This is a genomic window from Ralstonia sp. OTU4908 (genome assembly GCF_038440115.1).
Classification (GTDB): Bacteria; Pseudomonadota; Gammaproteobacteria; order Burkholderiales; family Burkholderiaceae; genus Ralstonia; species Ralstonia pickettii.
This window is the reverse complement of the sequence record NZ_JASATD010000036.1, coordinates 18,478-42,459: the sequence shown is the minus strand read 5'-3', so window position 1 is coordinate 42,459 and position 23,982 is coordinate 18,478. Positions and strand designations below refer to the sequence as shown.

Here is a 23,982-nt window from a genome sequence, read left to right as displayed (position 1 = left end):
GCTCAACGTACTTGTTGGCCCCAACAACGCAGGCAAGACGGCGGTAGTTGATGCTTTGCGCGTGCTTCTCTCGGCAGGGGATGAGGGCGCGCTGCGGGTCAGCAGCTATGACCTTCATGTAACAGATGCAGGTGCGCAGTCGGCGCAGGCGACGTTCAGCTACGTCTTCGCTGGGCTGAGTAAGTCGGAAGAGGCGGATTTTCTGACCGCACTGAAACCGACGACCAACGCGAAGGGCGAAACGGAATACGAGGCGCACCTAACTGTTCGCTATTCGAATCCAGACGACAGTGGACGCTTGCGGGTCCGGCGTTGGTGCGGAGACCACGAGGACAATCCCATTGCATCCGAGATGCTGGAGGACCTGCGGGCCGTATATCTGCCACCCCTACGGGACCCCGCTCAAGGTCTGAGACCAAGTCGCAGCAGCCAACTTGCGCGCCTGGTGCAACGGCTGTCGGACGACGCAAGCCGTCAGGAGGTCGTCGAAACCCTCACCAAGCTGGACACTGAACTGCGTGCGAAGAAGCCCATCACCGACACCCAGGCCGCGATTACGAAGAGGCATACGGACATGCTCGGCAAGGTGTTGAGCCAAAAGCTGGCCGTTGGCTTGAGCCCGAGTGATTTCCAGCGCGTCGCGGCACGTTTGGCGTTAGCGGTTGCCGACTTCGACGTCGAGCAGAATGGACTCGGCTTCAATAACCTCATTTACATGGCGGTCGTGCTCAGCGAGCTTTCGTTGAACAAAGAGGCAGCCTACCGCGCACTCATCGTGGAAGAGCCTGAGGCGCATTTGCACCCCCAGCTTCAAGCGGTGTTGTTGCAGTATCTCAAATCAGTCGAGACACCCGCTGTCAACGAGAATCCAGTCCAGGTGTTCGTGACCAGCCACTCGCCGAACTTTGCTGCGCTCGCCGATATTGACTCCATCAGTTGCATCTATGAGGCGTCAGAAGCCGTTGGCTGTCTTGCCCCTAGGGAAATAGCTTTTGAGAAGCGGAAGAAGGAGAAGCTCCAGCGTTATCTCAACGTGACGAGAGCGGAAATCTTCTTCGCCAGACGAATCATCTTGGTTGAAGGCACTGCAGAGCTTTTTTTGGTCGAAGCCATGGCGCACAAACTCGGCATAGACTTGAGGAAGCACTCCGTCAGTGTCATCAGCACGGATGGCCTGAATTTCGATGCTTTCCTGCCGCTGTTTGGTGAGACGGCGCTAAAAGTACCAGTTGCTGTGGTCACCGACGGTGACCCCACAGGAATCTACCCTCAGCCTGGCGAGCATCATGAGCCGTCTGCAACGGCAAAGAGCATCCAAGCGCAATCAGACACCTTTGTCCGTCCGTTTCTTGCCGCGAAGACACTGGAGTACGACTTGGCAATGACTGCCACGAATCGTGCGACGATGCTTGAAGCCCTCAAAGACCTGCATCCTGGCATCGCAAAGGACTTGGCAGCGGACGTGGAAGCAGCCAAGGACGAGGATAAGGCCAAAGTGCTCTTCAAAGGAATGTTCGAGCGAGGAGAAGGCAAGGCGAACGTCCAGAAAGGTGCCTACGGTCAAGCGTTGGCCCAGGCGATTGTTTCGGACGGGCTTGATATCGAAGTGCCGGATTATCTTGCCGATGCCCTCAATTTCATTACGGCCGAATGATATGGGCTTCATCGCGACGCCAGAGCAGGAAGCCATCATTGGAGGGGACCTCGTCCCGCAATGTGTGATTGCCTGTCCGGGCAGCGGGAAGACAGTAACGGCAGTGCGCCGCTTGGTCGAGGTGCGGCGACGGCTCGGCGACAGTCATGGATATGTGGCGCTGTTTTCTTACTCGAACGTAGCCGTAGACACCTTCAAGCAAGAATTTGGCACGCTGTTGCGCACGCTGCCAGGCTTGTCGCAGCGTGTGCTTATTGGGACGGTCGACTCGTTCCTGACCACCTACGTTTTGCGACCACATGGAGCAAGGACAATGGGTGCATCAAGGAGCCCGTTCCTGGTTCATGGAACTGAGCCGTTTCTCAGGGGGTTCACCGTTTTCGACGGCAAGTATCCTCATCCCATCAGTGAGCTTCGTGTCCAATTCAAAAGCGATGGGACGCTTGAGTACTTACTGCAGGCGGCGGGCAAGCCCCCTGTACCGGTAGAGGCTTGGAAGGCTCAGGACGTTATTGAGAAACTCGGTAAAGCGGGCGCCTACACACATGAGCTTGGACGCTATTGGGCGTTGCGTGCACTGGCTGAGAAGGATTGGCTCCTGCAAGCGTTGTGCTACCGGTTTCCGCATATCTTGGTCGACGAGGCACAGGATGTCGGGCCGCTACATGGGGCTTTACTCGATGCACTCGCCGGGGGCGGTTCGACCGTCTCGCTAATCGGGGACCCCAACCAAGGTATCTACGAATTTGCTGGAGCAGATGGCAGCTTCCTGAGGGAGTACGGAACGAAGCCGAAGGTGGTGAACTTCTCCCTGTCTCAGAATCGTCGCTCGGTGAATTCTATAGTCAATGTCGCCAATCACCTCGCCGGAGCCGGCTGCACGCCGATTCGCGAACCTGGCCCGAGGAGGCATGGCGCGTTCCACCTGCCATACGATGAAGACAAGCTGGACGACCTGATGGCGACATTCGCGGGAATCCTCGAAGCCAATCAGTACGACAAGGAGGACGCGGTGGTTGTCTGTCGGGGTAACTCGACGGTTCAGCGTCTAACTGGGGGACAGAGCGATATCGGTGTCGGCGCGACGGGCCTGTTTGCGCGCGCCGCGATTTTTCGCGACCGTGGTGGCGATATTGCTGAGGCGTTCAGGTGTGTCGTTGACGCGTTCGTCAGACTTATCGAGAACGCGCCCAACGATTTCAAACAAGACGTGCTTACGTCGACTGCGGAAGGGAGCGCGCGACAAGCGCGTCGATTGCTTTGGGAGTTTCTTCGGTCGCCCGCTGAAGGGCTGCCAGCCGCCACATTGCAAGCCAAATCGACTTGGCACCCACAACTCAAGGCGCGCGTTGAGGCGTTGCTGGAAGCCGTGGAGAGTCAAACCGATATTGCACGGTCGCAGAACTGGGGGCGCAACCTTACCATCAAGGACCTCCCAGATAAGCCCTTATGGGAAACTGATTTGGTTGCGGCTGGGGGTGCAGGGATTCGCGTCGATACGGTGCATCAGGTGAAGGGGGAGGGGGTGACGGCCGTTCTCTACCTTGCTCGGACGGCTGACATCAACAAGTTGGTGGAAGGCACAACAACTGAAGACGGCCGAATCGGTTATGTCGCAGTAACACGGGCGCGAGACCTGCTCCTGCTCGCCGTTCCTAACACTGCCAAAAAGGCCTTATTGCAGGCAATCGAATCCAAAGGATTCGAGGCCTGGGTGGAATAGTCCGGTGTCGATGGGGGATGTGTGATGCTTGAACGAGTCAGAGTGGAAAAGGCGGCGGTGGATGCCGGCTTTGACATCACACCCATGGTGGAGGGGGGCTGGCTGATGTTCCGGTCCAGCGCTTTTCCATACGTTCTTGGTGTGTCCCAGGTGGTAGAAGGCAACTATTGTGTCGGGTTCTCCGATGCGGATTGGGGGAAAAAGACCGCAGCCGACTGTGCGGTTTCGTCGACGTTGCAAGAGGCGCCGCCCTGGGCCGCACGGGTAGAGGGAGTTGCCGACTATGAGGTTCTCTACCGTTTGCTGCTTCGCTCGGTTCCGATTGCCCGCGTCTTGGCCCGCGACGCGCCTGCGCGATTCGCTGCCGAAGTGAAAATGTTGCCGACATCGACGGAAGCCGAGCGGCTTGTCGTGCAGCGAGTTGGACAGAGCATCTTCCGCGATGCGCTCGTAGCGTACTGGCAGGGCCGTTGTGCGGTGACGGGGCTGGGGGTCGTGCCGCTCCTCAGAGCTTCCCACATCAAACCATGGGCGAAATGCGAGACCGACGACGAACGATTAGACGTCTTCAACGGACTCCTGCTGGCGCCGCACCTCGACGCCTTGTTTGATGGGGGTTGGATTACGTTTACGGATGCTGGTGAACTAGTGGTAAGCAGCCGATTGCCTGCTGACGCCGTAGCGCAACTTGGTATCAACCCCGCGTGGCAGCTTTCCGTCGTCTCAGCTTCTCATCAAGAGTATCTGCGGTATCACCGCACGCAGGTATTTCTCGCCGCCTGACCGAAACTGACTTGCTCCGTCGCCTTCGCCGTAGTGTTCACCGGGTTGGTGACAGTTATCGCGGATGACGGCCTCGACGCTGCGGGGGGGGGGGCCATATCTACGTCGCCGTGACCTTAGATGACCACTCAAACATTCCGCTAAAGCCGTCACACCAAAACGTGCTTTCCCGCTTGGGGAAGTAGTACGCGGTCCCTCCGGACTCGACCAAGCCACTTGTGGGTGCCCGAAGAGCGCTTCTGCTCACGAAGCCGACGCCAACGACATGGTTGCGCGTGTCAGAAGATAGGAATCGACTAGCCGCCACGCGCAGCGCAGTTGCGGGCTGAGATGAATCCTGGTCCTGTGCGGCAATGGAGCGCAACTGCTCACCATCAAGTCCATCAAAGCCGGTCAGGAGCATTCCAGCCCGCGTGCCGGTGAGTTGGTGTTTGGCGGCATCGCTCAGTGTGTTGAACACAGATGCCATGAACGCGTCGTCGCGCCGGCTTTGAATCGTCAAGGTCAACATTCCGCCTTCGCGCGTACCAATCACGATGGCCGAGCGGTTGTTGGTGCCGCTAATCGCGTCGACGGTTGCGCGCAGCTCGCTGGGGTCTGGCTGCGACCCCGTGACGGCCTGGGCGACATCAAACTCCGTCATCCTGACAGAGGTACCATCGGCCAGGTCACCCGTGCTCCCTGCGAAGATGATGTGTCCCAGCGCCTTGGCAAGGTCAACTTTCTCCCGGTGGGAACTCGGTAGACGGTCGGGAACTGTCACGACGACCGACAATCCTCGACGCAAACCGCTTGTGGTGGAACGCACGTGGGGCTTCAAGAGCGCGGCGAAGTCGATAATTTCACGGCGGTGAATTCTGCGTCCCTTATCCTCACCAATGGATTTGCACTCGACCTCTAAGGGGGCATGTCCATCACCTTCGACGAGCAGGTCGAAGGTGCCGGTACCATTGGTCTCCGGCCAAGAAATTCTCTGGCCACGCCTCGCAAAATGTGTCGCTGCGACCAATTCCAATCGAAGTCCCCGCATATCTGCAGGGTTCTTGAAGGCCCCGTGCAGGCGGCGACGAAAGCGCTCTGCATCGTCCTTCTTGGATGCGTCGAGGACGGATAGCGTCTGCGCCACCAGAGCCAAGGCTGGGTAAACATGATGATTCTCCGCTTCAGCCAGCGGGATACGCCCAAACCGGTGGACGAGTTCGCTCAAATGGTCGAGCTGAAACGCCATGTCGTTCTCGCGAACCAGATAGTCGTGTAGGAACACGTTTCCCTTCATCTCCTGTTTGCATTGCCGAACTCGCTTGCGCCAATGCTCTTCCCCAATGGCAGTGCAGAAGCGCTGAAACATCTCGGGAACCTGAGAGGTATGAACGTCAAGGGCGAGCATGAGAAATTTCTGTATTTGACAGGGATGTTCACCAGCAACATTGCCGGTCTCGGCGACGCCAGCGGTCGGAACTCGTGGCTGCTCCATGGTTTGTGGCGACAGGCGGGCTGATGTCACGCCATACGAATTATCTTCGTTTGAATAGTTATCCGGGGCCTGTATAGCGCGCCTCGCGTTAGCCGCCGCCGGGTGGGCGAACTACAACCGGTCGACGAGGTTTGTCAGCGCTGCGCGCAGTCTCGCCTGTACCGGCAGGGCGCTCAGGCCGGTATCAGACTCGCAGGCAATGAAGCGGACGTCGCGTCGGCTGGCCGCAACCACCGTGGGGTGGTCATCGACGGCAAGCCACGTCGTCAGCTTGCGGCGCCGTGCCTTGGTGAGAATCTCGTCGACCCGTGACGCACACCAGCGCTCCACCACACCGGTGAAACGGGGCGCCAACGGGCCGAGCGCACGCTTTAGGTTGTCATCGTCGAGCAAGCGCCGCCAGTCTGAACTGACGATGATGCGAACTTTGGGGTACGGCGCAAGGATGTCTTCCAACACTGGCCGCCAAGCGAACAGGCGCGGGTTTGCCATCAGGCGGCCGCCGCCATTGAGCGGCGGCTCGTCAACTGCGTGCAGGACACCATCGAAATCGAGGAATAGGACGCGAGACTCGGGCAAGGTGTCCCCGTGGTCGCTGCTATGCAAGCGGTTGGAAGTGAGACCTTTGCAGCGTACACGACCCCGGCGTTGCTATAAGTCGGTACGTGCGGCTCTTATTGGCCGTATCGGGGGCTGGCGCGCCGGGCTGCCGGGGCCCATTGGAATTGATGGGCCTGCTTTGAAAGTGCTAATCTGCCTTCCGGCGCCCGGGGGAGCCGTCGGGGCGGCGGCCGTTTTCCACAAAGCTAAACGAGGGGGAACATCGTCATGAGCACTGAGGTTAAGGTGTACACGCCGACACTCGTCGACCTTTGCTCGTGCCAGGCGCTTCGAACGCCCATCTTTCAGCGGCCGTACGGCTGGACCCCTGAAAAAGCGGTGGAGTATTTCCGAGATTTTCTGGCCAACCCCAAGGCCAATAACCTGTTTGGCTCGGTCTTCGGTTATTGCCAGACGCCCTGGAGCCGGGCTGCACCGAGTGCCAACGAGATGTTCGTCACAGACGGACAGCACCGGCTGGTGACGTCGACCGTAGTCGCGGTTGCCTTGCTAGCCGAGCGTGAATCGCGGCTCAAAGCCTACGAAGCGAAGTCAGAGCTGTCGGACGACACGCAGGACATACTCGGGGAGCTGAGCCGCAACCAAGACCACGTCGACGCGCTCGCAAAGATTGCCAACGCCAACATCGAGTTCATGGTCGATGAAGATGGGACGGTGGCAAACCTGCGCACGTTCCTCGTCGAGTCGGATGCCCGCATCAAAGCCCTCGAGGCCGAGATTGAAAAATCTCACGCGCACCTACTTGAAGTACGGAGCCAACGGACTACGAGAAACATCCCGCACCAAGCTCGCGAAAGGCTGCAGAGCAAACAGCGTACCGAGGGGTTGTCCGAGGCGGAAGAAAGGGAGCTTGCGCAGCTGACCAGTCTCACGCAGGAAATCCTCGCCGAACGGGCGGTGGTTGCGGAGGCGGTGCGGGAGACGCGTAACGAGGAGGCAAACCTCCGCGCCAAAATCGAGCAGATTGCCACCATCCCGCTGTACGCCGCGTTCGTGGGCATTCGGGAGCATCTCGATGCGCTTTCCCTGTCGGCGCTGTATCGACACTTCTCGCACTACGCCGAGCGTCAAACAACGTTCAGCCTTGCCCTACTGATTCTCGAGCCCAAGGGCAATAACGACGTTGACCGCATTGTACTGGATGACCAGGCGGCAGAGATTTTTGCGCAAATCAACGGCCAAACACGCCCGCTGACGTCGCCCGAACTCTTGAATTCGCTGTTCCGCAGCTTCAAGGGCTTCAAGACGGACAACCCGGGTGAAATCGCGGAGCGCGTCAAGAAGAGCGAAATTGTGGCGTTTGATGGCGAAAGCCTGTGTGACTATATCGCCCGCTACGAGAGCAAGGACGGTAACACCAAGGCGTCGCAATGGGTACGTCACCTCCTCGCCAAGGTGCGCTCTGTCGGCCGCAGCACGGCCAATGACGCTCAGCAAGCGGTGCTGAACAGTCTGCGCGCCCTCGACAGTTTTCAGAGTTATGTGCTCGACACGAGCAACCCCTCCCTGACGGGCTACGTCGACCTGTACAGGATGCTGGTGCGGATTCCCGTCTCGTCGTTATGGGTCTTGGTGGCACGTGTCTGGGAAGCCGAACAGGCGAATCCTCACCCCTTGGCCAAGAGCAATGCGGTCAAGGATTTGTTCAAGATGTTGCTGCTGCTGCGGGTAGCGAGCTATTCGAATCGCTCGACCATCAACCTCACGCGGGACCTGGCAAGCAAGCTGTCCCTGCAGGAGGCGTTTCTATATGTGGCGAATGGCCTCGGTTACAAGGCGCGCGGCGAGGCCGCCGGCGGTCATGCGATTACGCCGGACCTAGTCGCCTACGTCCGCACGGAGCTCCATGACACGCTGGTGGCCGGCGAATTTGGCTTGTCTCGCCAGCGAAATTTCGCCCGCGTGCTGCTGGCGGTCGCGGATTTTAGGTCCATGGGCGTCAAGCTCTCGTATACGCAGGTCGCCCAGTTCGAGTTCGAGCATGTGCTGCCCCAAGCTGTGGAAAGCATGCAAATTGGGCCCGGCGCAGAGAACGATGCTGACGTGCTGCAAGCCCAGACTGAAATTGAGCAAGTCTTGACGCTGGATGAGAAGGCGCGCGTGAGCCTCATCAATCGACTTGGCAATGGCGCCTTGCTCGAGAAGAGTTCCAATGGTTCGCTCGGCAAGCTTGCACCGTTGGAAAAGCTGCGCGCTATCGACCAGAAGGGCATGCACAACGGGTACTGGCCGTCCCACTTGCAGGCACTGCGCGACAGCAAGGGGATTGTGGGGCAGCGCTATATCGAGCAGCGCTCGCGCGATTTGGCCGAGCAAATCGTGGCATTCCTGTTGGACCTGAGCTTCTTGACGCAGGGGCAAGCGCCGGCCTTGGCGGCCGCCTGACCAGCGCGCCGCGCCAACTACCCAAAGCCAGGCCCCAGTGAGTGGCCGGGCGGTGTCACGGGCGCCCGGTTTGCCTAGACGCCATAGGCGCGAATCTAGTAGCCGACGACGGCTTCGGCGCTTCGCCACGCGACGTGCGCTCGTGGTGCTGGCGGCGCATGGCGCTGAGTCCTCCGGCGCAACCCGGGCCGATGCGCAGCCCGGGAACCCGCCTTAGCGGCCCGCGTGGATGCCGCCGGCGGCACGTGCGCCGGGGAACGTAATCACGTTGCTCACCAGTGCCGGCTTGCTGCGGGCCGGCTCAACCGGCTTCGGCTGCGCGGCTTCCGGCGCATCGGCCAGGATGGTGGCCACCGACAGCTCCTGGCCGGCCCGCAGGCGCAGGCGGCCACGGTGGACCTGGGTCGTCGAGCGCTGGCCACCATCGGCGAAGGCGGCGTCGAGCCGGTGCGCCAGCTTGGTGGTGCACAGGTGCGAATAACGCAGCAGCATGCGCACGTCGCGGTGCCCGCTGAACTCCTGCAGGTCGACCAGCGAGAACTGCCCGGTTTCGGCGGTTTGGCTGATGCCTTCGTGGCGCAGGTCGTGGATGTGCAGGTCCTCGATGGCAGCGCGCACGTAGATGCGCTTCCACGCCTTCTTGAGCGCGTCTTCGGACAGCGGAAAGACCCGGTCGTCGGTGCGTGGCAGGGCCTCCAGCAGTGCGACCAACTCCGCGCGCAGCGGCAGCTTGCGCGGGCGGCCGTTCTTGGTCTCCGGCAGATACACCGTGCGCGCTTCCAGGTCGACGTTGTCCCACGTCGTACCCAGGGTTTCGCCCCGGCGCGCGGCGGTCATGACTTGGAACTGGACGAGGGTCTCATACAGCGCGACGTGTTCATAGTCCTGCTCGGCCTGCGCGCGGCACTCGGCCAGGGCGTCCTTGATGAGGCCTTTCTTCTGATAGACCGTCGGGCGCAGCGCAGCCTGTGCCCGGGCGTCGCCCATCAGTTCCTGCGCCCGCAGCTCGATGGAGCGCAGGCGGTCTTCCTCGATGGCGGCAGCCAGCAGCCGCTCCCATTCGCCAGACTTGAGGCGCCGGTCACGTTCGTTGAAGTAGCGCGGGCGGCGCACGCCGGTCATCGGGTTGTCGTCGACGCGGTATTTCCAGACCTTGACCGCGACGTTGCAAATCGCCGACAGCACGTCGATTTCGCGGTCGACGGTGGCATCGGCCACCACGTCCAGGCGGTCGCGGATGTAGCCCTCGATATCCATCGTCTCGACCTGCGCGAACGGCTTTTCCATCCACTGCAGGCCGGTGGCCGGCACGCGCATCGCGCGACGGGCTGTGCCGGCGCGGCCGGTGGCGACTATTTCCGCCGCGCGCTGGGCGTCGCGTTGCGCCAGGTTGCCCGCCAGGTCATCGAGCCAACCCTGGCACTTGTAGCGCTCGACTTTGTGCCAGCCCTTGTGTTGCGGCCCCTCTTCTTCCATGTAGCGGCGAATCAGGTCGGCGAAGGTAACGTTGTGCGCCCGGGTGTAGTCGCGAAACAGGCCCGCGCGGCGTTCGGCTTCGATGCGGGCGACGGCGGACTCGGCCTCGGCCAGCGAGTCGACGGTGAACTGCTGTGCCTTGTGGCCCTTCTGGCGAATGCGCACGAGGAAGGTGTCCTCGAGCTGGCCTAGCTTGGGTTTGTAGCCCTGCTCGCGCAGCTCTACGCAGTACGCCTTGGCACGCTGGAGCTCGCTGAACGGAAAGGTGCGTTGCAGGGCGTCGTTGTTTTTGACGGAGACGACGTACTTGCTGCGGTTCTCGATGGTGGCCACGATGCGGTTTCCTAGTGAATGGATGGAAACCTGTGAAGCGAATGTTTTTAGCCATTCGCCCGGAGAGCCCGAAACGACGCGGTCGTGGCACAGAATTGGCACAGATGGCGACCAGAAAGCAAAAAGCCCAGCGATTGCTGGGCTTGATGTCCTTGATTTACAAGGAAAATTCTGGTCGGGGTGAGAGGATTCGAACCTCCGGCCTCTACGTCCCGAACGTAGCGCTCTACCAGGCTAAGCTACACCCCGATGCTTCTTCGCAGATCTCGTGCGTGTCAGGACTGACGTTGCAGCGAGAAAGCACACAAGTCTATCAGCGTCTGACGGAAAAGGGAAGGGGGTAATGCGTTTGCTGCAGCTTCGGCCGCTGCGGCTTCGCGCTCGGCGGCCTGACGCGTGTACTCCAGCGCGCCAGAAGCCTGAATCGCAGCGAAGATGGCGTCGAAATGTTCCGTGCCGCCTTGCTCGATGGCCTGGCGCACCAGCGCGCGCTGCTCTTCCGTGCCGTTCGATAGCAGATGGATCAGCGGCAGCGTCGGCTTGCCTTCGCGCAGGTCGTCTCCGGCGTTCTTGCCCATCTGGTCGGCGGTGGAGGTGTAGTCGAGCAGGTCGTCGATGATCTGGAACGCGGTGCCGATGCGGCGGCCGTATTCAGCAGCGGCTTCTTCAATGGCGGCGCCCGCGCCCGAGAGCACCGCGCCGATCTGGGCGGCTGCCTCGAACAGTTTGGCGGTCTTGTAGCGAATGACCTGCAGGTAACGCTCTTCCGTCACGTCCGGGTCGTGCATGTTCAGCAGTTGCAGAACTTCGCCTTCGGAAATGATGTTGGTTGCGTCGGCCAGGATCTGCATGATGCGCATGCTGTTCGCCTGCACCATCATCTGGAAGGCACGCGAGTACAGGAAGTCGCCCACCAGCACGCTGGCCGCATTGCCGAACACGGCGTTGGCGGTCTTGCGGCCGCGGCGCAGGTCCGATTCGTCAACCACGTCGTCGTGCAGCAGCGTGGCGGTGTGGATGAACTCGACCACGGCGGCCAGCTCATGCTGATGTTCACCCTTGTAGCCCAGCGCATTCGCCACCAGCAGCAGGATCACCGGACGCAGGCGCTTGCCACCGGCGCTGATGATGTACTCGCCAATCTGGTTGATCAGTACCACCTCCGAGCCAAGGCGGCGGCGGATCACGGCATCGACGGCGCGCATGTCTTCTGCGACAGGGGCGAGCAGGACGGAGGCGGAGGTCTGGGTCAAGGCGAATTCCGACAGAAAACGTGTGGCTGATGGTCGACTTGCGCGCGGACAAACAGCGCAAAAAACCGCGAGATTATAGAGCAACAAGGCGGTTTGCCCGATGGCGGGGCGCCCCACGCTTGACGTGGCGGGCCGTTGCGCAGGCGCAGCACACGTGCCAGGTATTAGTCTTTGATTTGCTTGGGTTTTTCTTGTATAGTTGCGAGTTCTCTGTGTCCGTTGTCCGCGCATGTGGGCGGCGAGTGGCACAAGAGTCACGTTTTAGTTCTTTTATCGAGGTCCGACAATGTACGCGGTCGTAAAAACCGGCGGTAAGCAATACAAGGTTGCTGCTGGCGAAAAACTGAAAGTAGAACAGATACCGGCGGACGTTGGCGCAGAAATCACGCTTGACCAGGTGCTCGCAGTGGGCGCCGGCGACCAACTCAAGGTTGGTGCGCCGCTGGTGAGCGGGGCTGCCGTCAAAGCCACCGTCATCTCCCACGGTCGTCACGACAAAGTGCACATCTTCAAGATGCGCCGTCGTAAGCACTATCAAAAGCGCCAAGGGCATCGTCAAAATTACACCGAGTTGCGTATCGACTCGATCGTGGCCTAAGGCTGCGTCGTCTACGTAACCGGATAGGAGTTCAGTCATGGCACAGAAAAAAGGCGGCGGTTCCACACGGAACGGCCGCGATTCCGAGTCGAAGCGCCTGGGCGTGAAGGTGTACGGCGGTCAAGCCATCAACGCTGGCGGTATCATCGTCCGCCAACGCGGCACCCGCACGCACGCTGGCGTGAACGTGGGCATGGGCAAGGACCACACCCTCTTCGCGCTGGTCGATGGCCACGTGAAGTTCGCCACCCGCGGCGAAGGCAAGAAGCAGTTCGTCGACGTTGTTCCGGCGGCCTGATTCAGCCTTGTAGTAGAAAGGCCCCGCACCCGTGCGGGGCTTTTTCGTTTCTGGCTGCTAACAAAACCCGACCTTGATCCTGGGCGGTACGCAGCTTCTTGGTGCGTGTTTCCAGGCGCGTTCTGTTAGCAATGGCGCGAGTGGCGCCGATTTCTTTTTTTTACCTGCCGTGCGCACGCCGCACGGGCGGAGACCTCCATGAAGTTCATCGACGAAGCCCGGATTGAAGTGATCGCTGGAGACGGCGGCAACGGCAGCGCCTCGATGCGCCGCGAGAAATTCGTCCCGTTCGGCGGGCCGGATGGCGGCGACGGCGGGCGGGGCGGCAGCGTGTGGGCCGTGGCTGACCGCAACATCAACACCCTCATCGACTACCGCTTCGCCAAGAAGCATCTGGCGCGCAACGGCGAAAACGGCCGGGGAGCCGACTGCTACGGCGCTGCAGGCGAGGACATCACGCTGCGCATGCCCGTGGGCACGGCCATTTACGATGCCGACACGGAGGAGCTGATCGCCGATCTGACCGTCGACGGCCAGCGCCTGTGCCTCGCGCAGGGCGGCGAAGGCGGTTGGGGCAACATCCACTTCAAGTCGAGCACCAACCGCGCGCCGCGCCAGAAGACCGACGGCAAGGCCGGTGAGCGTCGCAACCTGCGCCTGGAGTTGAAGGTGCTGGCCGACGTGGGTCTGCTCGGCATGCCGAATGCCGGCAAGTCGACGCTGATCACGGCCATCTCAAACGCGCGCCCGAAGATTGCCGACTACCCGTTCACGACGCTACACCCGAACCTGGGCGTGGTCCGGACGGGCCCGTCGAAATCGTTCGTGGTGGCGGACATTCCCGGCCTGATCGAAGGTGCCGCGGAAGGTGCGGGTCTGGGGCATCAGTTCCTGCGCCACCTGCAACGCACGCGCGTGCTGCTGCACGTCGTGGATCTTGCGCCGTTTGATGAGAGCGTCGATCCGGTGGCTGAAGCCAAGGCGATTGTCGGCGAGCTGAAGAAATACGACGCTGAACTGTTCGATAAGCCGCGCTGGCTCGTCCTGAACAAGCTCGACATGGTGCCCGAGGACGAACGCGAAGCGCGCGTGAAAGACTTCGTGAAGCGCTTCAAGTGGAAGGGCCCGGTGCACCGCATTTCTGCGTTGACGCACGATGGCACGCAGGCGCTTGTTCATGCGATTCAGGAGTACCTCGACGAGCTGCGCGCCGAAGAGGATGCAGCCGCCGCCGCGCCCGACCAGCGTCTGGACCCGAGCCTGCACAACGTCGGCCACGACGATCAAGCGTAAACACAACAAACTTCCTTCGGAGACACGCCCACCATGGCCCTGCATTCGCTGATCGCCGATGCGCGCCGCCTTGTCGTCAAGGTCGGTTCCAGCCTGGTTACCAACGACGGCCGTGGCCTCGACCAGGCCGCCATTGCCCGCTGGGCTGCGCAGATCGCGGCGCTACGGGCGGCGGGCAAGGAAGTTGTGCTGGTCAGCTCCGGTGCCATCGCCGAGGGCATGCAGCGCTTGGGCTGGGCCAAGCGTCCGAAAGAAATTCATGAGTTGCAGGCCGCCGCCGCCGTCGGGCAGATGGGGCTGGCACAGGTGTACGAATCCGAGTTCGCGCGACACGGCATCCGCACGGCGCAGGTGCTGCTCACGCATGGCGACCTGGCTGATCGCGAGCGCTATCTCAATGCACGTTCCACACTGCTCACGCTGCTGAGCCTCGGTGTCGTGCCGATCATCAACGAGAACGACACCGTCGTCACCGATGAAATCAAGTTCGGCGACAACGACACGCTGGGAGCACTCGTCACCAACCTGATCGAGGGCGACGCGCTGATCATCCTGACGGACCAACGTGGCCTGTACACCGCCGACCCGCGCAAGGAGCCGGGCGCCCGCTTTGTCGACGAGGCGCAAGCCGGCACGCCGGACCTTGAGCAGATGGCCGGCGGTGCCGGTTCGAGCATCGGCAAGGGCGGCATGCTGACGAAGATTCTGGCGGCCAAGCGTGCTGCAAAATCGGGCGCGCACACCATCATCGCGTCGGGTCGCGAGGCTGACGTGCTCGCGCGGCTGGCAAGCGGCGAGGCCATCGGCACCCAGCTCCGCGCCCCCACCGGGCGAATGGCGGCGCGCAAGCAGTGGATGATCGACCACCTGCAGTTGCGCGGTCGCGTGGTGCTTGACGCCGGCGCGGTCGAGAAGCTCACGGCCGGCGGGAAGTCGTTGCTGCCGATCGGCGTGACGGAAGTGCAAGGCGAATTTGCGCGCGGCGAAGTGATTTCCTGCGTGGACGCGGCGGGCCGCGAGGTGGCGCGTGGTCTGACGAACTATTCCTCCGCCGAGGCCCGGCTGATCGCGCGCAAGGCATCGTCCGAGATTGAGGCGGTGCTGGGCTACGTCAGCGCTGCCGAGCTGGTGCATCGGGATAACCTGGTGCTGCTCTGATCCAGCCGCTCGGCGTGCATGCAAACAAAAGGCCAACCTCGCGAGGTTGGCCTTTGTGTTTGGGGCGTGCATACAGCACGCCGGTATCTGCCGCTCAGGGCCCGTAATACCTTCCGCCCTGCCCGCCGAGCCGCCGCACCAGCGTCGAGGCTTTCCCGTCCCCCGCGACTGACCGGACGTCGCAGAAGTACGAGCGCATCAGTGCCGACGCATAGTCCGTCGGCCCGCCATTGCCAACGCGTTGCCAATCGGTCGCGGGCTTGTAGGCATTCATGCTTGCCGATTCGGCATTCGCTGTTTCGTTCATATCGACCGCGCGGTTGCCGACCCACTGGTTGGTGTCGTTGCGCAACGTCGCATAGATGCGTCGTTCCGCCGTGTCGCAGCGCAGGCCTTCATAGTTGACGTTGCGCGCGCCGGTCTTGCTGGTGATCAGCACCGTGTAGCGCACCACGTTGTCCTTGCCGATCGACACCGATTTCGGATCGATTGCAAAGCGCAGCGGCGATTCATCACGGCCGCCCACATCGAACGGCACGGCATCACGATCGACCGGCGGGGCCGGGAAAGTCACGGCGTCTTCCGTGAAGGGCTTGTCGATGAACGGGTCCATCAACAGCTTGTCTTCGAGGTCGCCGGTGCGGTTATGGCCACATGCCGTCAACGCCAGCGCAGCCGCCAGCGCGAGCGGCACGAGAGCGCTGCGCGCTCCACGTGTCGTCATCATCAGATTCACGAATTGTCCTTGGGAGACGTGTCGTCGGGGTTGGGAGAGGAAGGGGCCGGTGCGGATACGCTCACCGTTTCGACGATGACCGTCGTGGTGGTGACGGCCAGGGCCGGCTGGGCGTACTGCTCGTTCCGGCCGCCTTGGCCGCCGGATCGCTCACGGCTCTCGCGCCCATCGCGTCCATCGCGCTCGCGGTGCTGGCCGCCGCGCCCGTAGGGTGACAGCGGCGCACGGGTCTGACGCTGCACGAAGCGGGAAAGCTCCGACAGCGCCAGCTGATACACCTCGCGCTTGAACTCGATGACGGCTTCGAGCGGCACCCAGTACTGGCTCCACCGCCACGCATCGAATTCCGGATGCTCGGTGGCACGCAGTTGGATGTCGCAGTCGCGACCGACCATGCGCAGCAGGAACCAGATCTGTTTCTGGCCCCGATAGTGGCCGCGTATTTCGCGGCGGATGAACTTGTCCGGCACCTCATACCGCAGCCAGTCGCGCGTGCGACCGACGATCCGGACGTGTTCTGGCAACAGGCCGACTTCTTCGTGCAGTTCGCGGAACATCGCTTGTTCGGGCGTTTCGCCGTATTTGATGCCGCCTTGTGGAAACTGCCAGGAGTGCTCGCCAATGCGCTTGCCCCAGAACACCTCGTTTCTTGCGTTGATGAGGATGATGCCGACGTTCGGGCGGAAGCCTTCACGATCGAGCATGACTGCACCTCGAATACTTTAGAATTACGCCGATTATAGAGCGGCCCGTCGCTCGGCTGTCACAGAAGCCGAAATGTTGCCGCTCACTCGCGCCTCCTGGGGGAGGGGTGCCGATTGCGCGAATGTGCGCCTGGCGCCTCGTCTCATCTCCTGATTCCGGTGGCTTTTGCCCTTGTTTTCGCGGCTTTGATTGGCCGCGTCATCCCTTATTGTCAGTCGCATGAAAGCGTCCCAATTCTTCATTTCCACGCTCAAGGAAGCGCCCGCTGACGCGGAGATCGTCTCGCACAAGTTGATGATGCGTGCCGGCATGATCAAGAAGCTTGGCGCGGGCCTCTATACGTATATGCCCGTGGGTTTGCGCGTCATCCGCAAGGTCGAGCAGATCGTGCGTGAGGAAATGAATGCCGCCGGCGCGGTGGAAGTGCTGATGCCGGTGGTGCAGCCGGGCGAGCTGTGGCAGGAGACCGGCCGCTGGGACAAGATGGGCGACGAACTGCTGCGCTTCAAGGATCGCCACGAGCGCGACTTCGTCATGCAGCCGACGTCGGAGGAGGTGGTGACCGACATCGCTCGCACCGAAATCCGCTCGTACAAGCAGCTGCCGGTCAATTTCTACCAGATCCAGACCAAGTTCCGGGACGAGCGCCGGCCGCGTTTCGGCATCATGCGCGGCCGCGAGTTCACGATGAAGGATGCGTACTCCTTTGATCGCGACGCCGAAGGCCTGAAGCTGTCGTACCAGAAAATGTACGACGCCTACACGCGCATCTTCCAGCGTTTCGGCCTGGAATTCCGCGCCGTGGCGGCTGATAACGGCGCTATCGGCGGCTCGGGCTCGCACGAGTTCCACGTGATTGCCGATACGGGCGAAGACGCCATCATCTACTGCCCGGATTCGGACTACGCCGCCAACATCGAGGCTGCGGAAGCCGTTGCCCCGGCCGCGCCGCGTGGCGCTGCCACCGAGGCCCTCACCAAGACGCATACACCCGGCCGCTCCAAGTGCGAGGCTGTGGCCGAGCAACTGGGTATTCCGCTGCAGCGCACGATCAAATCCATCGTGCTGGCCACCGAAGTCGAGGGCGGCGAGCCCCAGATCTGGTTGCTGCTGCTGCGCGGCGACCATGAACTCAACGAGGTCAAGGCATCGAAGGTGCCGGGTCTGGCCGACTTCCGCTTCGCAACCGAGGGCGAAATCCTCCGCGCATTCGGCACGCGCCCTGGCTATCTCGGCCCGATCGGCACGAAGCTGCCCGTGAAGGTGGTGGCAGACCGCACGGCGGCCGCCATGAGCGATTTCGTGGTCGGCGCCAACGAAGAGGATTACCACTTCACCGGCGTGAACTGGGGCCGCGACTTGCCCGAGCCCGAGGTCTACGACCTGCGCAACGTGGTGGCCGGCGACCCCTCGCCGGATGGCAAGGGCACGCTGGCCGTTTGCCGCGGGATCGAAGTCGGTCACGTCTTCATGCTGGGCACGCGCTACTCCGAGGCGATGAACGCGACGTTCCTCGACGAGAACGGCAAGACGCAGCCGATGGTGATGGGCTGCTACGGCATCGGCATCACGCGGATTCTGGGTGCGGCCATCGAGCAGAACTACGATGCGCGCGGGATTATCTGGCCGGCATCGATCGCGCCGTTCCAGGTGGTGATCTGCCCCGTGGGTTACGACCGCTCCAACGCCGTGCGCGAAGAAGCCGATCGCCTGCACGCCGAGTTGGTTGCCGCCGGCATCGACGTGATGCTGGACGACCGCGGCGAGCGCCCCGGGGCGATGTTTGCCGACTGGGAGCTGATCGGCGTGCCGTTCCGCGTCGTGGTGGGCGACCGCGGCCTCAAGGAAGGCAAGCTGGAATTTCAAGGCCGCCGCGACGAAGCCGCCACCGCTGTGGCCCCGGCCGATGTGTTGGCCACGCTGAAGGCGCGTCTCGCGCAATAACGCAACAACAGGACCGACCCCGCATGCGCCGCTTGTATTCAGCCCGCCTGATCGCCACTGCGCTGTGCGCGGGGACGTTGCTCGCGGGCACGCAGGCGGCGTGGGCGGGCGCCCAGAAAGAGGAATATCTGGCGGACTCCGTGCGCAGCGCGCTGTCTGCCGCCGTGGCCGACAGCCGCCCGTTGCGCCCGGTATTTGCCAGCAACGACGAGCAACTCGGCTACCTGCGCTGGCTGGCCGAGATGTCTGTGCGCATGTCCGGCAAGATTCCGCAGGCGTCGGTACGTGTCGAACTGATCGAGACGGCGTATTACGAGGCCAAGCGCGCCGGCCTGGACCCGGCGCTGGTGCTCGGCCTCATTCAGGTGGAGAGCGGTTTCCGCAAGTACGCCATCAGCAGTGCCGGTGCGATGGGCCTCATGCAGGTGATGCCGTTCTGGACGCGCAGCATCGGCGACAACGACTCGCGCAAGCTCTTCCATCTGCAAAGCAACCTGCGGTATGGCTGCACGATCCTGCGTCATTACCTCGACATGGAAGGCGGCAATCTGTACCTGGCGCTAGGCCGTTACAACGGCAGCCGCGGCCAGCCCCAATATCCGAATGCCGTGCTGGCCGCCTGGAAGCGCTGGCAATATCAGGAGTCGAGCGCGATGACGGTATCGGCGCCGGTGCCTGCGGAATCCACTGCTCCCACGCCCCGTGCCAAAGCGCTGCCGGAAGTGCCCGCGCGCAATCCGTTCTCGCCGCTGCGTATTGCTGGCGGGCCGGCTGGCGGTTCGTGATCTTCCGTCGGCGAACCGTCGGCCTACAATAAGGCCATCTTTCCCTCGCCCGCATCTCCATCCCGCATGTCCACCACCCAACCGTACGCGACCATGTCTGACGCGCTGCGCGACTGGCTGCAGCGTCACGTGACCGAAGGTTTCGAGGCCGAATCCCTGGTGGCTTCGATGGTGCAATCCGGCTACGACCGCGCCTTCGCGCGCCGCGTCGTCGATGAGGCGCTGACTGCCCGCGCGCCCGCCCCCGTCGTGGCGCCCGCGCCGACGCCTGCCGCCGACGAGGCGGTCGAAAACAGCAATGCCGTGCATACCGCCGATGGTGACATCCCGATCCTGTTCGCAATCGAGACGCCGCGCATCGTGCTGTTCCAGCACTTTCTGTCGGACCAGGAGTGTGACGAGCTGATCGCGATCGGGCGCAACCGCCTCAAGCGTTCGCCCGTCGTGAACCCCGATACGGGCGAGGAAAACCTGATCTCGGCCCGGACCAGCCAGGGCGGGATGTTCCAGGTCGGGGAGCATCCGCTGATCGCCAAGATCGAAGCGCGTATCGCGCAGGCCGTGGGCGTGCCGGTCGAACACGGCGAGGGCTTCCAGGTGCTGAACTACCAGCCCGGCGGCGAATACCAGCCGCACTTCGATTTCTTCAACCCCGGACGCAGCGGCGAGGCGCGCCAGCTTGAAGTCGGCGGTCAGCGCGTGGCGACCATGGTCATCTACCTCAACAGCGTGCAGGCGGGCGGCGCGACGGGCTTTCCGAAGCTCGGGCTGGAGGTGGCGCCCGTCAAGGGCAACGCCGTCTTCTTCGTCTACAAGCGGCCCGACGGCACGCTGGATGAAGACACGTTGCACGCCGGCCTGCCGGTCGAGCGCGGCGAGAAGTGGATCGCCACCAAATGGCTGCGGGAGCGCCCTTATCGTCGCGGCGCCTGATCGACGTCAGGCGATGGAATATACATTCCTCTCGGCGACCGTCCTGCTGGTGCTGATCACCGATCCGCTCGGCAACATTCCCATCTTCATCTCCGCGCTGCGGCAGGTCGCCCCCGAGCGCCGCAGCCGTGTCGTGCTGCGCGAGGTCGGCATTGCGTTCGTGCTGCTGCTCGTCTTCATGTTCTTCGGCGAGAGCTTTCTGCGCATGATGAGCCTGACCGACATGTCGCTGCAGATTGCAGGCGGCATCGTGCTGTTCCTGATCGCGCTGCGGATGATCTTCCCGCGTGAAGGCGCTGCCGAGTCGCAGCCCACCGGCGAGCCCTTCATCGTGCCGCTGGCGATTCCGGCCATCGCAGGCCCGTCGGCAATGGCCACGGTGATGCTGCTTGTATCGCAGGCGCCGGGGCGCATGTGGACGTGGGTTGGCTCTTTATGCGCGACGATGGCCGTGTGCGCCGTGGTACTGCTGAGCGCCACGCACATTCAGCGCCTCGTCGGCGAACGCACGGTGATGGCCTTCGAGCGTCTGATGGGGCTGATTCTGGTGGCGATTTCGGTGGAGATGCTGCTCAAGGGCATCCGCACATTCGCGCATCAACTCTGAACCACGCGCGGGCAACAAAAAAGGGCGACTGAGGTGTGGCCCTTTTTGCTTGCCGCGGTGCTGCGTCAGGTGTTCTTGAGCGCGCGGATGGTCGGCAGGTTGCGCCAGTAGCCCTTGGCGTCCATGCCGCAGCCGAACACGTAGCGGTCAGGCACGTTGAAGCCGCAGAAGTCGGGGTACAGCGGCTTGGACTTGCTGAGCGTCTTCTCGCACAGCACGGCGGAGTAGAACTCGGCGGCGCCCATGTCGATGATGCGCGAGCGGATGGCGGCCATCGTCTCGCCTTCGTCGAGGATGTCGTCGAGCACCAGCACCGTGCGGCCCTTGACCGACTCGCGCGGCGCCACGCGCCACTGCATCTCGCCGCCCACCGTCGTGTTGTTGTAGCGCGAGAGGTGGATGTAGTCGAACTCCAGCGGGAAGGCCAGCTTGGGCAGCAGCATGCCGGTAAAGACGGCCGCGCCGCCCATCACCGACAGCACCATCGGGAACGTGTCGCCGATCTTCTCGGTGATCTCTTCGGCCATGCGGTCCAGCGAGCCGCGCACGGCGTCTTCGCTGACGATTTCTTCGGAGTTGGCCCAGAGTTCGCGGGCCTGTTCTGCGCTCAGCATCTTTTCGGTTCGGTGAAACGGTTCGGTGTGTCGATCAAAAGTGCGATTCAGGAGGGGGGTAGCCCGCTCAGCGGCCGCCGAACAGCCCCTTCATGCCGCCTTTCATGCCGCCCATGGCGCGCATCATCTTCATCATGCCGCCGCCTTTGAGCTTTTTCATCATGCCTTGCATCTGCTCGAATTGGTTGAGCAGACGGTTGACTTCCTGCACCTGCACGCCAGCCCCCGCGGCAATGCGGCGCTTGCGGCTTGCCTTGATGAGCTCGGGCTTGGCACGCTCGGCAGCCGTCATGCTGTTGATGATGCCTTCCATGCGGCGAACCTGCTTTTCAGCTTGGTCCATGTTGGCACCCTGCGCCTGTTGCGCCAGCTGGGCAGGGAGCTTGTCCATCAGGCTGCCCAGGCCGCCCATCTTTTTCATCTGGCCGATCTGGGCCTTGAAATCTTCGAGGTCGAAGCCGCCGGTCTTCTTGATCTTGGCCGCAAGTTTTTGCGCCTCTTCCATGTCGACACCGCGCTGGGCTTCTTCCACCAGCGCAAGGATGTCGCCCATGCCCAGAATCCGCTGGGCCATGCGATCGGGATAGAACGGCTCCAGCCCGTCGAGCTTTTCGGCCACACCGACGAACTTGATCGGCTTGCCCGTGATGTGACGCACCGACAGCGCCGCGCCACCGCGCGCATCACCGTCGAGCTTGGTCAGCACCACGCCGGTCAGCGGCAGGGCGTCGTTGAAGGCCTTGGCAGTGTTGACGGCATCCTGGCCGAGCATCGCATCGACCACAAACAACGTTTCGGCCGGCTTGAGCCGGGCGTGCAGCGCGGCGATCTCCTGCATCATCGCCTCGTCGATACCGAGGCGGCCGGCCGTATCGACGATCAGCACGTCGTGGTAGTGCTTCTTGGCCCAGTCGAGCGCCGCGGCGGCAATGTCTACCGGCTTCTGGTCGGGCTGCGAGGGGAAGAAGTCAGCGCCGACCTGCTCCGAAACGGTCTTCAGCTGCGCGATGGCGGCGGGGCGATACACGTCGCACGACACCGTCAGCACTTTCTTCTTCTTGTTCTCTTTGAGCCACTTGGCGAGCTTGCCGACCGTGGTGGTCTTGCCCGCGCCTTGCAGGCCGGCCATCAGGATGATCGCGGGCGGCGTGACGTTGAGGTTCAGCTCGGCGGCGCGGCCGCCCATGATGTTGCTGCCGACGCCTTCCAGCGCTTCCTGGCCGCCGATGATGGCCGTCAGCTCGCGCTGCACGATGCCGACCAGCGCCTGGCCCGGCGAAAGGCTCGTGATGACGTCTTCGCCGAGCGCCTTTTCCTTGACGCGGGCAATGAATTCGCGCACGACCGGCAGCGCCACGTCGGCTTCGAGCAGCGCCAGGCGGACTTCGCGCAGCATCTCGGCGGTGTTGGCTTCGGTCAGGCGCGCTTCGCCGCGCATGGTCTTGACCACGCGCGCGAGCCGTTGGGTCAGGTTATCCAGCATGACAGTGACAGGGATCCGGAATTGGGGACGGGATGAAGAGGCGGCCGGCGCGCGTGCGACTTGCGCCGGCTGGGAATGTGCTCAATGTGCGCATGTTGCGTTGCCGCCCAACGAGGCTTTCGGCGGGGGCGGGCCCCAGCCAAAACTGGGGTGCGCTGCGGTAAACTGTGCAAATGGCAATTGTACTGTATGCGCTGACGGCGCTTCTCTACGGCATCCTCGCTTCGGTAGCGTGGGCGCGACGCGGTGGACTGGGTGCCCGGGCGCCGGCGGGAGCCATGGCGGCAGGCGGTCAGTCGCCGGGTGCCACGGTGCTCGTTCCGCCGCCTCCGGGGGCTGCCGACACTGTTCCGGGCTGGTGGCGCTGGGGTCTGCTGGCCGCCTTGATCGCGCACGGGTTCCTGCTGCACGAGACGATCTTCCCGGCCAGCGCCATGGTATTTGGCTTTGCCTATGCGTTGTCGGCCATGCTGTGGCTGGGCGTGGGCATTTTCTGGATCGAAAGCCTCTTCTTTTCGCTGGCCGGCCTCGGCCTGCTCGTGATGCCGGTGGCGCTGGTCGGAAGCCTGCTGCCGTTGGCCTTTCCGGGTACGCAAATTCTCGGCTATGCGGCCAGCCCCCTGTTCAAGCTGCACTTCGCTATTGCCAACGTCGCCTACGGGCTGTTCACGCTAGCGGCATTCCACGCGATCCTCATGCTGGCTGCAGAGCGTCGCCTGCACACCATCAACCGCCCGGAGGCAAGCGGGTTCGGCCGTTGGCTGGATCTGCTCCCGCCGCTGCTCACGCTCGAAAAACTGCTGTTCCGGCTGATCGGGGCGGGCTTCGTTCTGCTGACGCTGACGATCGCCTCGGGCGTGCTGTTCTCCGAGCAGCTGTTTCACAGCGCCTTCCATTTCGATCACAAGAATATCTTTGCCGTGCTGTCGTGGGTGATGTTCGGCGGCATTCTGATCGGTCGGCGTTTTCGCGGCTGGCGCGGACGCGTGGCGCTGCGCTGGGTGATGGCGGCCTTCGCGATCCTGATGCTGGCGTATGTGGGCAGCCGCTTCGTGCTCGAAGTCATCCTGCATCGCGCCTAGCGTGTTCCTGGCGCCTGCGCCGTTACTTGTCCTTGTCAGTTCCC

At 62.6% G+C, this 23,982-nt stretch carries 21 protein-coding genes and 1 tRNA gene; 13 read left to right on the top strand and 9 right to left on the bottom strand.

Annotated features, from left to right (window positions below):
• The 3 genes from AAHM38_RS21285 to AAHM38_RS21275 form a co-directional block, all read left to right on the top strand.
• Positions 1-1,654, top strand: a 1,654-nt coding sequence (locus AAHM38_RS21285) for an ATP-dependent nuclease (protein ID WP_287276969.1), incomplete at its 5' end; no start/stop codon positions are given.
• A 1-nt stretch (position 1,655) separates the two neighbouring features.
• Positions 1,656-3,377: a UvrD-helicase domain-containing protein gene (locus AAHM38_RS21280; RefSeq protein ID WP_012762961.1), complete on the top strand. Its 1,722-nt coding sequence runs from the start codon at positions 1,656-1,658 to the stop codon at positions 3,375-3,377.
• 24 nt (positions 3,378-3,401) lie between these two features.
• A complete protein-coding gene (locus AAHM38_RS21275; protein ID WP_012762960.1) occupies positions 3,402-4,160 on the top strand; it encodes an HNH endonuclease in 759 nt (252 codons plus the stop codon).
• Between the two features lie 100 nt (positions 4,161-4,260).
• On the opposite strand, the gene AAHM38_RS21270 is transcribed toward AAHM38_RS21275, so the two are convergent.
• Together AAHM38_RS21270 and AAHM38_RS21265 are read right to left on the bottom strand one after the other, a co-directional pair.
• The gene (locus AAHM38_RS21270; protein WP_146049737.1) at positions 4,261-5,634 is read right to left on the bottom strand and encodes a hypothetical protein; all 1,374 of its coding nucleotides are present in this window, start codon (positions 5,632-5,634) and stop codon (positions 4,261-4,263) included.
• A gap of 111 nt (positions 5,635-5,745) precedes the next feature.
• Positions 5,746-6,213, bottom strand: a complete 468-nt coding sequence (locus AAHM38_RS21265; RefSeq protein ID WP_041668536.1) for an HAD domain-containing protein — start codon at positions 6,211-6,213, stop codon at positions 5,746-5,748.
• Between the two features lie 249 nt (positions 6,214-6,462).
• Between AAHM38_RS21265 and AAHM38_RS21260 the strand changes: the two genes are divergently transcribed.
• Complete coding sequence (locus AAHM38_RS21260; RefSeq protein WP_012762956.1) at positions 6,463-8,640, top strand: DUF262 domain-containing protein; 2,178 nt, start codon at positions 6,463-6,465, stop codon at positions 8,638-8,640.
• 213 nt (positions 8,641-8,853) lie between these two features.
• Here AAHM38_RS21260 and AAHM38_RS21255 read toward each other — a convergent pair whose 3' ends face one another.
• From AAHM38_RS21255 to ispB, 3 genes are all read right to left on the bottom strand, one after another.
• A complete protein-coding gene (locus AAHM38_RS21255) occupies positions 8,854-10,449 on the bottom strand; it encodes a site-specific integrase (RefSeq protein WP_012762955.1) in 1,596 nt (531 codons plus the stop codon).
• A gap of 172 nt (positions 10,450-10,621) precedes the next feature.
• A tRNA-Pro gene (locus tag AAHM38_RS21250) sits at positions 10,622-10,698 on the bottom strand.
• Between the two features lie 26 nt (positions 10,699-10,724).
• A complete protein-coding gene (ispB, locus tag AAHM38_RS21245; RefSeq protein WP_049779105.1) occupies positions 10,725-11,654 on the bottom strand; it encodes an octaprenyl diphosphate synthase in 930 nt (309 codons plus the stop codon).
• Positions 11,655-11,988: 334 nt separating this feature from the next.
• On the opposite strand from ispB, the gene rplU reads away from it, so the two are divergent.
• From rplU to proB, 4 genes are all read left to right on the top strand, one after another.
• Positions 11,989-12,300, top strand: a complete 312-nt coding sequence (rplU, locus tag AAHM38_RS21240; RefSeq protein WP_004633023.1) for a 50S ribosomal protein L21 — start codon at positions 11,989-11,991, stop codon at positions 12,298-12,300.
• A 37-nt stretch (positions 12,301-12,337) separates the two neighbouring features.
• On the top strand, positions 12,338-12,598 hold the full coding sequence (gene rpmA / locus AAHM38_RS21235) for a 50S ribosomal protein L27 (protein ID WP_009241587.1): 261 nt from the start codon (positions 12,338-12,340) through the stop codon (positions 12,596-12,598).
• A 198-nt stretch (positions 12,599-12,796) separates the two neighbouring features.
• Entirely contained in the window at positions 12,797-13,891 is a 1,095-nt protein-coding gene (gene obgE, locus AAHM38_RS21230) for a GTPase ObgE (protein ID WP_009241586.1), read from the top strand.
• A gap of 33 nt (positions 13,892-13,924) precedes the next feature.
• On the top strand, positions 13,925-15,049 hold the full coding sequence (gene proB / locus AAHM38_RS21225; RefSeq protein WP_012762953.1) for a glutamate 5-kinase: 1,125 nt from the start codon (positions 13,925-13,927) through the stop codon (positions 15,047-15,049).
• Positions 15,050-15,143: 94 nt separating this feature from the next.
• On the opposite strand, the gene AAHM38_RS21220 is transcribed toward proB, so the two are convergent.
• Together AAHM38_RS21220 and AAHM38_RS21215 are read right to left on the bottom strand one after the other, a co-directional pair.
• A complete protein-coding gene (locus AAHM38_RS21220; protein ID WP_012762952.1) occupies positions 15,144-15,776 on the bottom strand; it encodes a CNP1-like family protein in 633 nt (210 codons plus the stop codon).
• Between the two features lie 5 nt (positions 15,777-15,781).
• Positions 15,782-16,489: an RNA pyrophosphohydrolase gene (locus tag AAHM38_RS21215; protein ID WP_012762951.1), complete on the bottom strand. Its 708-nt coding sequence runs from the start codon at positions 16,487-16,489 to the stop codon at positions 15,782-15,784.
• Between the two features lie 220 nt (positions 16,490-16,709).
• Between AAHM38_RS21215 and AAHM38_RS21210 the strand changes: the two genes are divergently transcribed.
• The 4 genes from AAHM38_RS21210 (at position 16,710) to AAHM38_RS21195 (ending at position 20,759) form a co-directional block, all read left to right on the top strand.
• Positions 16,710-18,434, top strand: a complete 1,725-nt coding sequence (locus AAHM38_RS21210; protein WP_012762950.1) for a proline--tRNA ligase — start codon at positions 16,710-16,712, stop codon at positions 18,432-18,434.
• A gap of 23 nt (positions 18,435-18,457) precedes the next feature.
• Entirely contained in the window at positions 18,458-19,219 is a 762-nt protein-coding gene (locus tag AAHM38_RS21205) for a lytic transglycosylase domain-containing protein (RefSeq protein WP_012762949.1), read from the top strand.
• A 66-nt stretch (positions 19,220-19,285) separates the two neighbouring features.
• Positions 19,286-20,152 carry a 2OG-Fe(II) oxygenase gene (locus tag AAHM38_RS21200; RefSeq protein WP_009241580.1) on the top strand — a complete coding sequence of 289 codons (867 nt, stop codon included), beginning with the start codon at positions 19,286-19,288 and terminating at the stop codon, positions 20,150-20,152.
• 13 nt (positions 20,153-20,165) lie between these two features.
• Positions 20,166-20,759, top strand: coding sequence for a MarC family protein (locus tag AAHM38_RS21195; RefSeq protein WP_009241579.1), 594 nt, complete (start codon positions 20,166-20,168; stop codon positions 20,757-20,759).
• A 65-nt stretch (positions 20,760-20,824) separates the two neighbouring features.
• Here the strand turns inward: AAHM38_RS21195 and AAHM38_RS21190 are convergent, their stop codons facing one another.
• Both AAHM38_RS21190 and ffh read right to left on the bottom strand, forming a co-directional pair.
• Positions 20,825-21,373, bottom strand: a complete 549-nt coding sequence (locus AAHM38_RS21190) for a hypoxanthine-guanine phosphoribosyltransferase (RefSeq protein WP_012762948.1) — start codon at positions 21,371-21,373, stop codon at positions 20,825-20,827.
• A 67-nt stretch (positions 21,374-21,440) separates the two neighbouring features.
• A complete protein-coding gene (gene ffh / locus AAHM38_RS21185) occupies positions 21,441-22,856 on the bottom strand; it encodes a signal recognition particle protein (RefSeq protein WP_012762947.1) in 1,416 nt (471 codons plus the stop codon).
• A gap of 173 nt (positions 22,857-23,029) precedes the next feature.
• Between ffh and AAHM38_RS21180 the strand changes: the two genes are divergently transcribed.
• Positions 23,030-23,938, top strand: a complete 909-nt coding sequence (locus AAHM38_RS21180) for a cytochrome C assembly family protein (protein WP_012762946.1) — start codon at positions 23,030-23,032, stop codon at positions 23,936-23,938.
• Positions 23,939-23,982: the final 44 nt, after the last annotated feature.

Coding starts and splice junctions, on each gene's coding strand:
- AAHM38_RS21195 (WP_009241579.1), top strand. CDS start 20,166: ATGGAATATACATTCCTCTCGGCGACCGTCCTGCTGGTGCTGATCACC.
- rpmA (WP_009241587.1), top strand. CDS start 12,338: ATGGCACAGAAAAAAGGCGGCGGTTCCACACGGAACGGCCGCGATTCC.
- AAHM38_RS21180 (WP_012762946.1), top strand. CDS start 23,030: ATGGCAATTGTACTGTATGCGCTGACGGCGCTTCTCTACGGCATCCTC.
- ffh (WP_012762947.1), bottom strand. CDS start 22,856: ATGCTGGATAACCTGACCCAACGGCTCGCGCGCGTGGTCAAGACCATG.
- ispB (WP_049779105.1), bottom strand. CDS start 11,654: ATGCGCGCCGTCGATGCCGTGATCCGCCGCCGCCTTGGCTCGGAGGTG.
- obgE (WP_009241586.1), top strand. CDS start 12,797: ATGAAGTTCATCGACGAAGCCCGGATTGAAGTGATCGCTGGAGACGGC.
- AAHM38_RS21260 (WP_012762956.1), top strand. CDS start 6,463: ATGAGCACTGAGGTTAAGGTGTACACGCCGACACTCGTCGACCTTTGC.
- AAHM38_RS21270 (WP_146049737.1), bottom strand. CDS start 5,634: ATGGAGCAGCCACGAGTTCCGACCGCTGGCGTCGCCGAGACCGGCAAT.
- AAHM38_RS21215 (WP_012762951.1), bottom strand. CDS start 16,489: ATGCTCGATCGTGAAGGCTTCCGCCCGAACGTCGGCATCATCCTCATC.
- AAHM38_RS21275 (WP_012762960.1), top strand. CDS start 3,402: ATGCTTGAACGAGTCAGAGTGGAAAAGGCGGCGGTGGATGCCGGCTTT.
- AAHM38_RS21200 (WP_009241580.1), top strand. CDS start 19,286: ATGTCCACCACCCAACCGTACGCGACCATGTCTGACGCGCTGCGCGAC.
- AAHM38_RS21205 (WP_012762949.1), top strand. CDS start 18,458: ATGCGCCGCTTGTATTCAGCCCGCCTGATCGCCACTGCGCTGTGCGCG.
- proB (WP_012762953.1), top strand. CDS start 13,925: ATGGCCCTGCATTCGCTGATCGCCGATGCGCGCCGCCTTGTCGTCAAG.
- rplU (WP_004633023.1), top strand. CDS start 11,989: ATGTACGCGGTCGTAAAAACCGGCGGTAAGCAATACAAGGTTGCTGCT.
- AAHM38_RS21220 (WP_012762952.1), bottom strand. CDS start 15,776: ATGATGACGACACGTGGAGCGCGCAGCGCTCTCGTGCCGCTCGCGCTG.
- AAHM38_RS21190 (WP_012762948.1), bottom strand. CDS start 21,373: ATGCTGAGCGCAGAACAGGCCCGCGAACTCTGGGCCAACTCCGAAGAA.
- AAHM38_RS21280 (WP_012762961.1), top strand. CDS start 1,656: ATGGGCTTCATCGCGACGCCAGAGCAGGAAGCCATCATTGGAGGGGAC.
- AAHM38_RS21210 (WP_012762950.1), top strand. CDS start 16,710: ATGAAAGCGTCCCAATTCTTCATTTCCACGCTCAAGGAAGCGCCCGCT.